The sequence below is a fragment of the Pseudomonas sp. 44 R 15 genome (genome assembly GCF_900004965.1).
In the GTDB taxonomy this organism is placed as follows: domain Bacteria; phylum Pseudomonadota; class Gammaproteobacteria; order Pseudomonadales; family Pseudomonadaceae; genus Aquipseudomonas; species Aquipseudomonas orientalis_A.
Map to the genome: position 1 here is coordinate 1 of NZ_CVTU01000067.1, position 13,575 is coordinate 13,575.

Consider the following 13,575-nt stretch of genomic DNA (forward strand, 5'->3'; position numbering starts at 1 on the left):
GCAGCTGATGTCGTCGATTAAGGAGGTGATCCAGCCGCAGGTTCCCCTACGGCTACCTTGTTACGACTTCACCCCAGTCATGAATCACACCGTGGTAACCGTCCTCCCGAAGGTTAGACTAGCTACTTCTGGTGCAACCCACTCCCATGGTGTGACGGGCGGTGTGTACAAGGCCCGGGAACGTATTCACCGCGACATTCTGATTCGCGATTACTAGCGATTCCGACTTCACGCAGTCGAGTTGCAGACTGCGATCCGGACTACGATCGGTTTTGTGGGATTAGCTCCACCTCGCGGCTTGGCAACCCTCTGTACCGACCATTGTAGCACGTGTGTAGCCCAGGCCGTAAGGGCCATGATGACTTGACGTCATCCCCACCTTCCTCCGGTTTGTCACCGGCAGTCTCCTTAGAGTGCCCACCATAACGTGCTGGTAACTAAGGACAAGGGTTGCGCTCGTTACGGGACTTAACCCAACATCTCACGACACGAGCTGACGACAGCCATGCAGCACCTGTCTCAATGTTCCCGAAGGCACCAATCCATCTCTGGAAAGTTCATTGGATGTCAAGGCCTGGTAAGGTTCTTCGCGTTGCTTCGAATTAAACCACATGCTCCACCGCTTGTGCGGGCCCCCGTCAATTCATTTGAGTTTTAACCTTGCGGCCGTACTCCCCAGGCGGTCAACTTAATGCGTTAGCTGCGCCACTAAGAGCTCAAGGCTCCCAACGGCTAGTTGACATCGTTTACGGCGTGGACTACCAGGGTATCTAATCCTGTTTGCTCCCCACGCTTTCGCACCTCAGTGTCAGTGTTGGTCCAGGTGGTCGCCTTCGCCACTGGTGTTCCTTCCTATATCTACGCATTTCACCGCTACACAGGAAATTCCACCACCCTCTACCACACTCTAGTCAGTCAGTTTTGAATGCAGTTCCCAGGTTGAGCCCGGGGATTTCACATCCAACTTAACAAACCACCTACGCGCGCTTTACGCCCAGTAATTCCGATTAACGCTTGCACCCTCTGTATTACCGCGGCTGCTGGCACAGAGTTAGCCGGTGCTTATTCTGTCGGTAACGTCAAAACAATCACGTATTAGGTAACTGCCCTTCCTCCCAACTTAAAGTGCTTTACAATCCGAAGACCTTCTTCACACACGCGGCATGGCTGGATCAGGCTTTCGCCCATTGTCCAATATTCCCCACTGCTGCCTCCCGTAGGAGTCTGGACCGTGTCTCAGTTCCAGTGTGACTGATCATCCTCTCAGACCAGTTACGGATCGTCGCCTTGGTGAGCCATTACCTCACCAACTAGCTAATCCGACCTAGGCTCATCTGATAGCGCAAGGCCCGAAGGTCCCCTGCTTTCTCCCGTAGGACGTATGCGGTATTAGCGTCCGTTTCCGAACGTTATCCCCCACTACCAGGCAGATTCCTAGGCTTTACTCACCCGTCCGCCGCTCTCAAGAGAAGCAAGCTTCTCTCTACCGCTCGACTTGCATGTGTTAGGCCTGCCGCCAGCGTTCAATCTGAGCCATGATCAAACTCTTCAGTTCAAACATCTTTGGGTTTTTAAGAAACCCTAAACTTGGCTCAGCAATCGTTGGTTATTCTTTGATTTCTCGCGGAGTAACTTGTGATGCTGATAATCTTGTTGACTATCAGTCTGACTCCACAAGCACCCACACGAATTGCTTGATTCAGTTGTTAAAGAGCGGTTGGTTAAGATGTTTCGTCTCAACCGAGGCGCGCATTCTACAGCAGCCTCATTTGCTGTCAAGCGGTAATTTTCAGAAGTTTTCGAAGATTTCTTCAACAACTTCAACCACTTGCGCTTGCGATCTCTCGTAAGCGGGAGGCGAATTCTACAGAATCCACCAAGGGCGTCAAGCGCCTAAACCAAAAAAATGGAGATTTCCTTCCAGTTCGCCGTCCCTCTATATAGAAGAACAAACCAGACGTATCAAAAAGCGGTAGTTTCCGGCCCCATGAGCTGAATACCCCCCCTCTTTTCGGGAGAGATGATGGCCAGGCAAGGGAGCGAAGGTCTTGTGTATGGCGAACGCCAATAACATGAAGCGCAGAAGATGGTGTCCCAGGGCCGGTTCGAACGGCCAACCTTCCCCTTAGGAGGGGGATGCTCTATCCAATTGAGCTACTGGGACATGTCGCGATCGTCGGGCCAAAGGCTCAGCGACGGACGGCGTGCATGTTAACGGCCACGGTAAAGTTTGTCATGTCATCCGTTGGCTTTTTGATCGTAGGCCAATCCTGCAAGCATATACGTGGTGCCGCACTACATTCGCTCGCCCCGCCCCATCGTGCAGATTGCATCCCAGCAAATTGCCATCATTGCAAATTGCAATGCACCACAACCTCGACTGACCCGCAAGCCATTGTTTATATTGAACTAATAGGTTGGCACGAGAGCTGCAATAGTTCTTCTACTAACCCGATTTGATACAGGCATACGGAGAAGAAATCATGAACAGCGCCCTTTTGCTCGGCCTCAACGCATTGGCACTGGCCGCGCTGGCAACCTTTCACTTCCAGCCTGCCGATTTCCAAGACACTGCTCAGATCAATCAACCCGTCCCCCACCATCTGCAGCAACGTCCACAGTTGGCGGTGATGACTGCCAAAGCCCAATCGCCCATTCGCTTGGCCCAAGGCACGCAAGACGCCCCAGCATCCGAACACTGGGTATTTTGAGAGCGCTACTCATGTCCAAATCCGCATGGTTATTTCTTTGCCTGACGCTTCTCACCGCTCTACTGGGTTTGAGTAACGATATGCGAGAAAGCGCGACCCTCGCATTTATCGCCAGCGCTGTGTTCGGCTGCCTGCTGATCGTGTCGCTCGCCATTGGTCGCCGTATCAAATTCGACCCCGTGCTGCGCTAGCCCTCCCCGCCTCAAGCCCTTTCCTACCTTACGTCGCCCCGCGCTAGTAAAAGAGCATACTGCCACTACCCTTATAGATGAGGGCAAAAGGCCATATTGCTTCCGGCACAAGCTCTTCAACCCGATGCAGGACAGGTTTGCGTGAAGATCAGGAATGTCCGATCCGAGCAAAAACTTTTCCAACCAGTCCGCAAAAATGCAAATCAGTGCTGGCATAAAGCCTGTAGGCGGTTCAATATTTGTCACAGAATTGACGCCAAGGAAATGTCAAATCTGAGGCATGATGCGGCCTCTTTGCAATTCGGGTTGAACTTTGGTCGTGAGCCTTGTCTTAACACACATCCTTGCGGCCAATTCCAGAAACCGCTCCCCTGAACTAACCGGTTAAATATATGCGCCCATTGAAACAGGCAATTTATTCCAGCCGTACGGCTGACAAGTTCGTCGTACGTCTGCCAGACGGAATGCGGGAACGCATTGCCGATGTGGCCCGCAATCATCATCGCAGCATGAACTCGGAAATCATCGCTCGCCTGGAACAGAGCCTTATTCAGGAAGGTGCCTTGGGTGAAGAGCTAAGCATGCGCCTGGATAGTCCGGAGCTGTCACTGCACGAACGCGAACTGCTGCAGCGTTTTCGTCAGCTTTCCCACCGCCAGCAAAATGCTCTCGTTTCGCTGATCGCGCACGACGTAGAGGCGGCCGCAGAAGCCAATTGATTTACACTTGAAAGCCGAAGCCAGCTATATGCTGGCTTTTTTTTGCGTGGGATTTGAGCAAGGGAAGCGAGGGCAGAATTGCCCTCGCAGGGAAGGTCAGAGCAGGAAGATGGTGGCCAAGCCCAGGAAGATGAAAAAGCCCCCACTGTCGGTCATGGCCGTAATCATCACGCTGGCCCCCATCGCAGGATCGCGTCCCAAACGCGCCAAGGTCATGGGAATCAGAACCCCCATCAAGGCAGCCAACAATAAATTGAGAGTCATGGCAGCGGTCATCACCACGCCCAACGACCAACTGCCATATAGCAAGTAAGCCACCACTCCTATCACTCCGCCCCATACCAGACCATTGATAAGGCCCACCGCCAATTCCTTGCGCAACAGACGCGAAGAATTAGCGGTACTGACCTGATCCAAGGCCATGGCACGTACGATCATGGTGATAGTCTGGTTACCGGAATTGCCGCCGATACCAGCCACTATCGGCATCAATGCTGCCAGGGCCACCAACTTTTCGATGGAGCCTTCAAACAGCCCGATCACGCGGGACGCGATAAACGCGGTAATCAAATTGACGGCCAGCCATGCCCAGCGGTTATGCAACGAACGCCAGACTGAGGCAAAAATGTCTTCCTCTTCACGCAAACCTGCCATGTTGAGGACTTCGGTTTCACTCTCTTCGCGAATCAAGTCGACGATTTCATCGATTGTCAGACGGCCGATCAGCTTGCCGTTCTTGTCGACCACCGGAGCCGAGATCAAGTCGTAACGCTCAAAAGCCTGGGCCGCGTCGTAGGCATCTTCATCCGGATGAAAGCTCACGGTATCGCTGGCCATCAGGTCAGCAACCCTCTTCTCCGGATCATTTACCAGCAGGCGCTTGATGGGCAATACGCCCTTGAGGATGCCTTCGTAGTCGACCACAAACAGCTTGTCGGTGTGGCCAGGCAGCTCTTTGAGACGACGCAGGTAGCGCAACACCACTTCCAGGCTGACATCCTCGCGGATGGTGACCATCTCGAAGTCCATCAGCGCGCCGACCTGGTCTTCATCATAAGACAGTGCCGAACGCACACGCTCACGCTGCTGAGTGTCCAACGCCTCCATCAGCTCATGAACAACATCACGCGGCAATTCAGGCGCCAGGTCGGCCAGTTCGTCCGCGTCCATCTCCTTGGCCGCAGCCAGGAGCTCATGATCGTCCATGTCGGCAATCAGGGTTTCGCGAACCGAATCGGATACTTCGAGGAGAATGTCGCCGTCGCGATCAGCCTTGACCAGTTGCCAGAGCGTCAGCCGATCATCCAACGGCAAGGCTTCGAGGATGTAAGCGACGTCGGCGGAGTGCAGGTCATCCAGCTTACGTTGCAACTCGACAAGATTTTGCCGGTGAACCAGGTTTTCGACGCGGTCATGGTGCGGACCTTCCTGGCGGTGCGTGAGGTCTTCGACCACGCGCTGGCGCTGCAGCAGCTCGATAACTTGAGCCAGACGATCCTGCAGGCTTTCTTGTGTTTTCTTTACTTCTACTTCGGTCATAGGCGAACTCCACTCCCAGCAGCGGAGCGCGCCGGAAGGATCAATCAGTCAATTCATGATTGGTAAAGCGGGGTACTGAGTAACTACTGGGTAAGTCCATGGAGGCAGTCCATAAGCCCCGGCGGGGCTGACCGGCGCATGATACACCGACCAACCGCTTTTAACGTCAAAAAACTGGAAAGAACAAGCGCTTGCAAGCCAAAGTTGAGTATTGGCTGCATCCATGAACTGCGACGACACAGCCGGAAGGGAAAACACACGGAAAATCGAAAAAGGCCTGCGCCAGGATAAAACCTACACAAACCCCAGACGGCAAAAAGCCCGCACTAGGCGGGCTTTTTGTTTGTATGGTGCACTCGACAGGATTCGAACCTGTGACCGCTCGGTTCGTAGCCGAGTACTCTATCCAGCTGAGCTACGAGTGCAGATTGTGCTTTTTAGACCAGATCACAACTGGTTGGAGCCAAGTCACCTGCATTACTGCAACCAACTCTTAAATGGTGCACTCGACAGGATTCGAACCTGTGACCGCTCGGTTCGTAGCCGAGTACTCTATCCAGCTGAGCTACGAGTGCATTTGTTGCCGCGCATTATAGGCCGTTCAATCTCTATGTAAAGCTATTTTTTCGAGTATTTTCAACAACTTACCGAAAAAACCAGATTGCAACGTACTAAGCAAATAATGGCGGAGAACGGGGGATTCGAACCCCCGACACCCTTTTGAGGTGTACTCCCTTAGCAGGGGAGCGCCTTCGGCCACTCGGCCAGCTCTCCGCAACACGGGGCGTATATTAACCACGTTCCTCCCCGTTTGCAAACATAAAAAACGATAAAAATTAAAGGCTTGGTTCTTCGTCCTTCTCTTTCTTGATCCGCAGGTAGATTTCCTCGCGATGGACCGCTACCTCTTTCGGAGCGTTAACCCCGATACGCACTTGATTGCCTTTGACGCCGAGCACGGTCACGGTGATTTCGCCATCACCGATAATCAGGCTTTCTGCGCAACGACGAGTCAGAATCAACATACCTTTCACCTCACGCAATTCATTTCAGGAACAACAGTCTGCAAAAAAAAGGCATTGGACCTACAACCAGACGGCCATAGCCCTACCGCCTAAGTATTGTCGAGCCCACGCAAAAGAACATGCGCTCAACAAAAAAATGAAAGGCGCGGTAAGCCGCGCCTTTCTGGCATCGCATCACTCGCCCTGTCGGGCCGGAGCGTCCAGCTCAAAAGCGGTATGCAGCGCGCGCACAGCCAGCTCCAGGTACTTCTCCTCGATCACCACCGAGACTTTGATCTCTGATGTAGAGATCATCTGGATGTTGATACTTTCCTTGGCCAGCGCCTCGAACATGCGGCTGGCAACACCTGCGTGGGAGCGCATGCCCACGCCCACGATCGATACCTTGGCGATCTTGGTATCACCGATCACTTCACGGGCGCCGATCTCCTTCGCCGTGTTCTGCAGGATACGCTCGGCCGCATCGTACTCGTTGCGGTGCACGGTGAAGGTGAAATCGGTGGTGTTATCGTGCGAAACGTTCTGCACGATCATGTCGACTTCGATATTCGCACCGCTGATAGGGCCGAGGATCTTGAAGGCCACACCTGGAGTGTCTGGCACGCCACGGATCGTCAGCTTGGCTTCGTCGCGGTTGAAAGCGATGCCGGAAATGATCGGCTGTTCCATGGATTCCTCTTCATCAATAGTAATGAGGGTGCCCGGACCCTCCTTGAAGCTGTGCAGTACGCGCAGCGGAACGTTGTACTTGCCGGCGAACTCCACCGCACGGATCTGCAACACCTTGGAACCAAGGCTGGCCATTTCCAGCATCTCTTCAAAGGTGATCTTGTCCAGGCGCTGGGCCACGGACACAACGCGCGGATCAGTGGTGTAGACGCCATCCACATCGGTATAGATCTGGCATTCGTCGGCCTTGAGAGCCGCTGCCAGCGCCACGCCCGTGGTATCCGAACCGCCACGCCCGAGGGTGGTGATATTGCCCTGCTCGTCCACCCCCTGGAAACCGGCTACAACCACCACGCGTCCAGCCTTCAGATCGGCACGAATCTTCTGATCGTCGATCTGCAGGATGCGCGCCTTGGTATGCGCGCTGTCGGTAAGAATGCGCACCTGGCTACCAGTGTAGGACACCGCCGGCACACCGCGCTTGTTCAACGCCATGGCCAGCAACGCAATAGTCACCTGCTCACCGGTGGACACAATGACATCCAGCTCACGCGGCAGCGGCTGTTGATCACCGCTGATGGCCTTGGCCAGGTCGATCAGGCGATTGGTCTCGCCGCTCATGGCCGACAGCACGACCACCAGGTCGTCGCCGGCATCACGGAACTTCTTAACCTTGTCGGCGACCTGCTCGATTCTTTCGACAGAACCGACCGAGGTGCCTCCGAATTTCTGTACGATCAAAGCCATTTCTAAGCCGCCTCAGCCCGTAAAGGGGCGCCCAATAAACGAATCTTCCAGCAACCGAGCGAGCCCACGACTAAACCATGGGCTCATTAACAGCGCCTTAAATACCTGCCTCGACAAACGGCACGGCCAAGGCCAGGGCCGCGTCCAGGGCGCCGGCATCCACACCACCGCCTTGCGCCATGTCCGGACGACCACCGCCCTTGCCGCCCACTGCCGCAGCAGCTTGCTTCATCAAATCACCGGCTTTGAGTTGGCCAGTCAGGTCCTTGGTTACACCGGCAACCAGAACGACCTTATCCTCATGGACACTGCCGAGCAGGATCACTGCGCGGCCGAGCTTGTTCTTCAACTGATCGACCAAGGCCAGCAACGCCTTGCCGTCCTGACCGTCCAGGCGCGCCGCCAGGACTTTTACGTCCTTGACGTCAACCGCCGAGGCCGACAGATCGTCGCCCGCGGCACTGGCTGCCTTGGCCTGCAACTGCTCCAGCTGTTTCTCCAGCGCGCGGTTGCGCTCAAGCACGGCGGACAGCTTGTCGATCAGATTGTCGCGGCTACCCTTGACCAGGCCGGCCGCTTCCTTGAGTTGTTCTTCGGCGGCATTGAGGTAGGCCAGCGCCGCAGCGCCGGTCACCGCCTCGATACGGCGCACACCCGAGGCCACGCCGCCTTCGCTGATGATTTTCAACAGGCCGATGTCACCGGTGCGATTGGCGTGGATACCGCCACACAGTTCCACCGAGAAACTGCCACCCATGCTCAGTACGCGCACTTGGTCGCCGTACTTCTCGCCGAACAGCGCCATGGCGCCTTTGTTCCTGGCGGTCTCGATATCCGTTTCCTCGGTTTCAACCGGGCTGTTCCTGCGAATTTCCGCGTTGACGATATCTTCCAGCGCCTTGATCTGCTCAGGCTTGATCGCTTCGAAATGGCTGAAATCGAAACGCAGGCGCTGGCTATCAACCAACGACCCCTTCTGCTGGACATGCTCACCGAGCACCTGGCGCAACGCAGCGTGCAGCAAGTGAGTGGCCGAATGGTTCAGCGCGGTTGCATGCCGTACATCGGCATCGACCTGAGTATCGACCGGCGCACCCACGACCAGGTTGCCCAGCACCAATACACCATGGTGCAGGAACGCACCACCGGTCTTGGTGGTGTCGCGCACCTCGAAACGACCGGACGTCGAACCGAGGAAACCACAGTCACCGATCTGACCACCCGACTCAGCGTAGAACGGCGTCTGGTCCAGGACCACAACCGCTTCATCGCCCTCGTTCAGCACATCGACTGACTTGCCGTCTTTATAAATGGCAACGATTTTGGCGGAGCCGGCGGTGGCCTTGTAGCCGATGAACTCGGTGGGTACATCAACCTTGACCAAGGTGTTGTAGTCCAGGCCAAACGAGCTGGCCGAACGCGCACGCACGCGCTGGGCTTGCATCTCACGCTCGAAACCGGCCTCATCGATGGTCAGCTCGCGCTCACGGGCAATGTCGGCGGTCAGGTCCATCGGGAAACCGTAGGTGTCATAAAGCTTGAACACCACGTCGCCCGGCACCACCGTACCCTTGAGCTCAGCCAGGTCCTGCTCGAGGATTTTCAGGCCATGCTCCAGGGTCTTGGAGAACTGCTCTTCTTCAGCCTTGAGCACCCGCTCGATGTTGGCTTGTTGCTGCTTGAGTTCCGGGAAGGCGTCGCCCATCTCGGCCACCAGCGCAGCCACGATCTTGTAGAAGAAGCTGCCGGTCGCACCCAGTTTGTTACCGTGACGGCAGGCGCGACGGATAATGCGGCGCAGCACATAGCCACGGCCTTCGTTGGACGGCAACACGCCATCGGCAATCAGGAAACCGCAGGAACGGATGTGGTCCGAGACCACCTTGAGCGAAGACTGGCTCTCATTGGCGCAGCCAATGGCCGCAGCCGAAGCACTCAACAGGTTGGTAAACAGGTCGATTTCATAGTTGGAGTGAACGTGCTGCATGACCGCACTGATGCGCTCCAGCCCCATGCCGGTGTCCACCGACGGTGCCGGCAACGGATGCAAAACGCCATCGGCGGTGCGGTTGAACTGCATGAACACGTTGTTCCAGATTTCGATATAGCGGTCGCCATCTTCATCCGGCGAACCCGGCGGGCCACCCCAGATGTCGGCGCCGTGATCGTAAAAAATCTCGGTGCAGGGGCCGCACGGGCCGGTATCGCCCATGGTCCAGAAGTTATCGGACGCGTAAGGCGCGCCCTTGTTGTCACCGATGCGGATCATGCGTTCGGCGGGCACGCCGATTTGCTGGGTCCAGATGTCATACGCTTCGTCATCCGTCGCGTAGACGGTGACCCAGAGCTTTTCCTTGGGCAGCTTCAGCACGCCGGTCAGGAAGGTCCAGGCGAAGGTGATCGCATCTTTCTTGAAATAATCGCCAAAGCTGAAGTTGCCCAGCATTTCGAAGAAGGTGTGATGGCGCGCGGTGTAACCGACGTTTTCCAGGTCGCTGTTCTTGCCGCCGGCGCGTACGCACTTCTGACTGCTGGTGGCGCGGGTGTAGGCGCGCTTTTCCTGGCCCAGGAAGCAGTCCTTGAACTGGTTCATCCCCGCGTTAGTGAACAGCAGGGTTGGGTCATTGCCTGGGATCAAGGAGCTTGAGGCTACACGGGTGTGGCCTTGCTCTTCGAAGAAGCGAAGGAAGGCTTCACGGATTTCTGCGCTTTTCATTAGGTTCTTCCACGGAGGCTGCGGCCAAAGGCCAGTGCGCAACATCATCAGACGAAGCGACGGCAAAGGGCCGCATTATATCGGCCCTTTGCCGGTGGTACAGCGTGTTTATGTGATAGAAACAGTCAATTAGACGGCCTGCACTGTCATTTCCGCGAAAATGCGACGAATGTCTGCACGACTTGCTCGATCTGGGCCCGACTGACATCCAGATGCGTGACCATGCGCAGACGCGGCGCGGCGCTCAACTTGATCCCGTGCTCGGCGGCAAAGCCTTTCAGGGCCTGCGCCCGATCGCCCATCTGCACATAGACCATGTTGGTCTGTACCGGCTCGACCGTATAACCGGCCTGGCGCAACGCATCCCCCAGCCACTGCGCATTGGCGTGGTCATCGGCCAAACGCTGCACCTGGTGATCCAGGGCATACAGGCCCGCCGCCGCCAGGGAACCGGCCTGGCGCATGCCGCCGCCGACCATCTTGCGCAGGCGCCGCGCCTTGGCGATCAACGCGGTGGAACCGCACAGCACCGAGCCGACCGGTGCGCCGAGCCCCTTGGACAGGCACACCGACACCGAATCGAAATGCCGGGCAATCTCTCGTGCCTCCACGCCCAATTTGACCGCTGCGTTGTAAAGCCGCGCGCCATCCAAGTGTAAAGCCAGGCCGTGTTCACGGGTAAACGCACGCGCCCGGGCCAGATATTCCAGCGGCAGCACCTTGCCCTGCATGGTGTTTTCCAACGCCAGCAAGCGCGTACGGGCGAAGTGGAAGTCGTCGGGTTTGATCGCGTCGAGCACGTGATCCAGGTCGAGGGAACCGTCGGCCTGCACTTCCAGCGGCTGCGGCTGGATCGAACCGAGCACGGCCGCCCCGCCGCCTTCGTATTTGTAGGTATGGGCCTGTTGTCCGACGATATATTCTTCGCCGCGCTCACAATGAGCCATCAACGCCAGCAGGTTGCTCATGGTGCCGGTGGGCACGAACAGCGCAGCGTCGAACCCCAGGCGCCTGGCCAGTTCAGCCTCCAGTCGGTTGACGCTGGGGTCTTCGCCGTAGACGTCATCACCGCTGACGGCGCTGGCCATCGCATCGAGCATACCGGGGGTGGGTTGAGTCACGGTGTCGCTGCGCAGGTCGATCACGGTCATGAAGGGGGCCTCTAACGGAATGGATAAGTCCTTTTGTGAGTGATTACTGCGGGCAAAGCCACGCAATATCAAGTCCCCGCTGCACTCAATCGAATACCCACCAAACAAACCGATATAGCTTATCGATACGGCAACCGTGCAGTTTTTGAAAAACCATGTTAAAAACTCTGCGCCGCCAGGGTTCTGGCGGCAACGTTCTCAGGGCGGGGTGCAATTCCCCACCGGCGGTAATTGCGCGCAATGTGCATAGCCCGCGAGCGCTTGGCGCCTCGAACTGCTCAGGCAGGACGGCGACAAGGTCAGCAGACCCGGTGTGATCCCGGGGCCGACGGTCATAGTCCGGATGAAGAGAGAACGGGATTGGCACCTAAGGGCCGCGCGCCTGTTCGCGCACGCGTACCCTTAAATCCCATTCGATTCATAACGCCCTGTTTTTTTCTTAAACAGGAGTCAGAACATGCAACCCACCGCAATCGACAGCAAAAGCAAAAACCATCACGGCGAGCGTGTCGCGTTTATCCAGGCCTGCTGGCACAAGGATATTGTCGACCAGTCGCGCAAAGGTTTCCTCGCCGAAATGATCGCCCAGGGCTACCAGGAATCGGACATCGATTTCTTCGAAGTCGGCGGCGCCTTTGAAATGCCCCTGCACGCCAAGCTGCTGGCCAAGACCGGCCGTTACGCCGGTATCGTCGCCGCCGCACTGGTGGTGGATGGCGGCATTTATCGTCACGAGTTCGTCGCCCAATCGGTGGTCAGCGGCCTGATGCAGGTGCAGCTGGAAACCGAAGTGCCGGTATTTTCGGTATCCCTGACTCCCCACCATTTCCACGGGGGCAGCGAACACACCACCTTCTTCTACGAGCATTTCGTGCACAAGGGCCAGGAAGCTGCGCGGACGTGTGCCGACACCCTGCACAAGGTGCGGGCGATCCGTCGTAGCGAGCCGCGTGCTGTAGCGGTCTAAGCAACACCGCAAAACGAGTGTGGGAGGGGGCTTGCCCCCGATGGCGGTGTGTCAGTCAGCTCATCTGTAGCTGAAACACCGCTATCGGGGGCAAGCCCCCTCCCACATTTGAAGCCAGTCAGGCCTGAGATCTATGCAAGGCCAGCTTCTGTGGTCGGCACGATGAGAATTCCCGCGCGCAAACCATTCTTCACCTTCGGGTTGGGGAAGATGATGCGTGCGCCCTCCTCCTCGATCACCCAGCGGGTCTGGGCCACATCTTCGGCCAGCAGATACCCCTTTTCCAATTCCGAAAAGTTTTCCACGTCCGCCGGCAAATGCAGCAGGAACGCGTCGCTGTGCTTGATGATTTCCCGTGCGACGGCGAACAGCTTCAAGCCGTCGAGGTCGCCTGTCTCAGGCTCGGTGCCTTCGATGATGTGCTTGAGGCGCGTCTCCAGCCTGGACACATCCACGCTCTGGTTCTGGCCGAAAGGACGGGCCTTGCCCAGCTCCAGCGTGAAGGCCTCGGCGTCGAGTCGTTCGTAGGTGAACGCCGTGAAGGTGATAGAGGCTTTGTTCTGCAGCAGCACCGCCTCCATTCCGGCGGCGCGCAGGCGCTCCAGCTCACGGCGCGAATGCTGGCGCCCTTCTTTCCACGGGTACAGCGCAAATTGCTCGATCTTCGAGCCGCGAATCGCGGTGTGCAGGTCGTAATGCAGGCGCGAACGGCCCGGCTGGCTGAAAAAGCTGCGGGCCAACTGTTCAAGTTCGGCGGCGCGCATGGCTTCGGGACCAATGTTGCTTTCATGCCGGCCGTTGAACAGCCGGTTGATGTCCAGTTCAAGGTAACGCTCGCCGCGACGCATGGCCTCGGGGTTGCCGAACAGGAACAGAATACGGGTGCGGGGCTTGATCTCCCCACGGGCGATGCCATGCAGCAGGCGGTCGAGCAGTTCGATCGGCGCGGTTTCGTTGCCATGGATGCCGGACGACAGCAGCAGGTCGCCGCCATTGTCCCGGGCTTCAGGCGGGCGCACTTCAAGCGCGCCCTCACTGAGCCAGCGCATTTGCACGCCGTCGACAGTCAGTTGAATTTTTTGCGCCGGTTCGCGACCGGCGAGGGTCAGTTCAAGCAGTTTGCCGAGGGCGAGCATAAGC

Annotated in this window: 10 protein-coding genes, 4 tRNA genes, 1 rRNA gene and 1 riboswitch; of the genes, 4 read left to right on the forward strand and 11 right to left on the reverse strand. The window is 57.0% G+C overall.

Translation table 11 applies throughout. The features are described 5' to 3' along the window. Positions 1 to 18 precede the first annotated feature (18 nt). Both BFP93_RS08005 and BFP93_RS08010 read right to left on the reverse strand, forming a co-directional pair. A 16S ribosomal RNA gene (locus BFP93_RS08005) occupies positions 19 to 1,555 on the reverse strand. A gap of 532 nt (positions 1,556 to 2,087) precedes the next feature. Continuing rightward, positions 2,088 to 2,164, reverse strand: a tRNA-Arg gene (locus BFP93_RS08010). Between the two features lie 319 nt (positions 2,165 to 2,483). On the opposite strand from BFP93_RS08010, the gene BFP93_RS08015 reads away from it, so the two are divergent. From BFP93_RS08015 to BFP93_RS08025, 3 genes are all read left to right on the forward strand, one after another. Next, positions 2,484 to 2,711 carry a hypothetical protein gene (locus BFP93_RS08015; protein WP_065892683.1) on the forward strand — a complete coding sequence of 76 codons (228 nt, stop codon included), beginning with the start codon at positions 2,484 to 2,486 and terminating at the stop codon, positions 2,709 to 2,711. Positions 2,712 to 2,722: 11 nt separating this feature from the next. After that, complete coding sequence (locus BFP93_RS08020; RefSeq protein WP_065884436.1) at positions 2,723 to 2,902, forward strand: PA3371 family protein; 180 nt, start codon at positions 2,723 to 2,725, stop codon at positions 2,900 to 2,902. 392 nt (positions 2,903 to 3,294) lie between these two features. Further along, positions 3,295 to 3,621, forward strand: coding sequence for an Arc family DNA-binding protein (locus tag BFP93_RS08025; RefSeq protein WP_065884435.1), 327 nt, complete (start codon positions 3,295 to 3,297; stop codon positions 3,619 to 3,621). Between the two features lie 96 nt (positions 3,622 to 3,717). On the opposite strand, the gene mgtE is transcribed toward BFP93_RS08025, so the two are convergent. The 8 genes from mgtE to ltaE form a co-directional block, all read right to left on the reverse strand. Then, positions 3,718 to 5,160, reverse strand: a complete 1,443-nt coding sequence (gene mgtE, locus BFP93_RS08030; RefSeq protein ID WP_065892684.1) for a magnesium transporter — start codon at positions 5,158 to 5,160, stop codon at positions 3,718 to 3,720. Positions 5,161 to 5,508: 348 nt separating this feature from the next. Next, positions 5,509 to 5,585: transfer RNA gene (locus BFP93_RS08035), tRNA-Arg, on the reverse strand. A gap of 73 nt (positions 5,586 to 5,658) precedes the next feature. Then, positions 5,659 to 5,735, reverse strand: a tRNA-Arg gene (locus BFP93_RS08040). Between the two features lie 108 nt (positions 5,736 to 5,843). Continuing rightward, positions 5,844 to 5,934: transfer RNA gene (locus BFP93_RS08045), tRNA-Ser, on the reverse strand. Between the two features lie 62 nt (positions 5,935 to 5,996). After that, positions 5,997 to 6,185, reverse strand: a complete 189-nt coding sequence (gene csrA / locus BFP93_RS08050; protein WP_003175645.1) for a carbon storage regulator CsrA — start codon at positions 6,183 to 6,185, stop codon at positions 5,997 to 5,999. Between the two features lie 174 nt (positions 6,186 to 6,359). Further along, positions 6,360 to 7,601 carry an aspartate kinase gene (locus tag BFP93_RS08055; protein ID WP_057723714.1) on the reverse strand — a complete coding sequence of 414 codons (1,242 nt, stop codon included), beginning with the start codon at positions 7,599 to 7,601 and terminating at the stop codon, positions 6,360 to 6,362. Between the two features lie 97 nt (positions 7,602 to 7,698). Next, on the reverse strand, positions 7,699 to 10,317 hold the full coding sequence (alaS, locus tag BFP93_RS08060; RefSeq protein WP_065892685.1) for an alanine--tRNA ligase: 2,619 nt from the start codon (positions 10,315 to 10,317) through the stop codon (positions 7,699 to 7,701). A gap of 146 nt (positions 10,318 to 10,463) precedes the next feature. Next, positions 10,464 to 11,468 carry a low-specificity L-threonine aldolase gene (ltaE, locus tag BFP93_RS08065; RefSeq protein ID WP_065892686.1) on the reverse strand — a complete coding sequence of 335 codons (1,005 nt, stop codon included), beginning with the start codon at positions 11,466 to 11,468 and terminating at the stop codon, positions 10,464 to 10,466. Positions 11,469 to 11,658: 190 nt separating this feature from the next. Then, a riboswitch (FMN riboswitch) is annotated at positions 11,659 to 11,828 on the forward strand. Between the two features lie 97 nt (positions 11,829 to 11,925). On the opposite strand from ltaE, the gene BFP93_RS08070 reads away from it, so the two are divergent. Next, a complete protein-coding gene (locus BFP93_RS08070; RefSeq protein WP_057723717.1) occupies positions 11,926 to 12,435 on the forward strand; it encodes a 6,7-dimethyl-8-ribityllumazine synthase in 510 nt (169 codons plus the stop codon). Between the two features lie 131 nt (positions 12,436 to 12,566). Here BFP93_RS08070 and astE read toward each other — a convergent pair whose 3' ends face one another. Next, complete coding sequence (gene astE, locus BFP93_RS08075; RefSeq protein WP_065892687.1) at positions 12,567 to 13,571, reverse strand: succinylglutamate desuccinylase; 1,005 nt, start codon at positions 13,569 to 13,571, stop codon at positions 12,567 to 12,569. Between the last annotated feature and the right edge of the window lie 4 nt (positions 13,572 to 13,575).

What these genes read in the sequence shown, in the direction of transcription:
- ltaE (WP_065892686.1), bottom strand. Translation starts at nt 11,468, where the DNA reads ATGACCGTGATCGACCTGCGCAGCGACACCGTGACTCAACCCACCCCC.
- csrA (WP_003175645.1), bottom strand. Translation starts at nt 6,185, where the DNA reads ATGTTGATTCTGACTCGTCGTTGCGCAGAAAGCCTGATTATCGGTGAT.
- BFP93_RS08015 (WP_065892683.1), top strand. Translation starts at nt 2,484, where the DNA reads ATGAACAGCGCCCTTTTGCTCGGCCTCAACGCATTGGCACTGGCCGCG.
- astE (WP_065892687.1), bottom strand. Translation starts at nt 13,571, where the DNA reads ATGCTCGCCCTCGGCAAACTGCTTGAACTGACCCTCGCCGGTCGCGAA.
- BFP93_RS08025 (WP_065884435.1), top strand. Translation starts at nt 3,295, where the DNA reads ATGCGCCCATTGAAACAGGCAATTTATTCCAGCCGTACGGCTGACAAG.
- alaS (WP_065892685.1), bottom strand. Translation starts at nt 10,317, where the DNA reads ATGAAAAGCGCAGAAATCCGTGAAGCCTTCCTTCGCTTCTTCGAAGAG.
- BFP93_RS08020 (WP_065884436.1), top strand. Translation starts at nt 2,723, where the DNA reads ATGTCCAAATCCGCATGGTTATTTCTTTGCCTGACGCTTCTCACCGCT.
- BFP93_RS08070 (WP_057723717.1), top strand. Translation starts at nt 11,926, where the DNA reads ATGCAACCCACCGCAATCGACAGCAAAAGCAAAAACCATCACGGCGAG.
- mgtE (WP_065892684.1), bottom strand. Translation starts at nt 5,160, where the DNA reads ATGACCGAAGTAGAAGTAAAGAAAACACAAGAAAGCCTGCAGGATCGT.
- BFP93_RS08055 (WP_057723714.1), bottom strand. Translation starts at nt 7,601, where the DNA reads ATGGCTTTGATCGTACAGAAATTCGGAGGCACCTCGGTCGGTTCTGTC.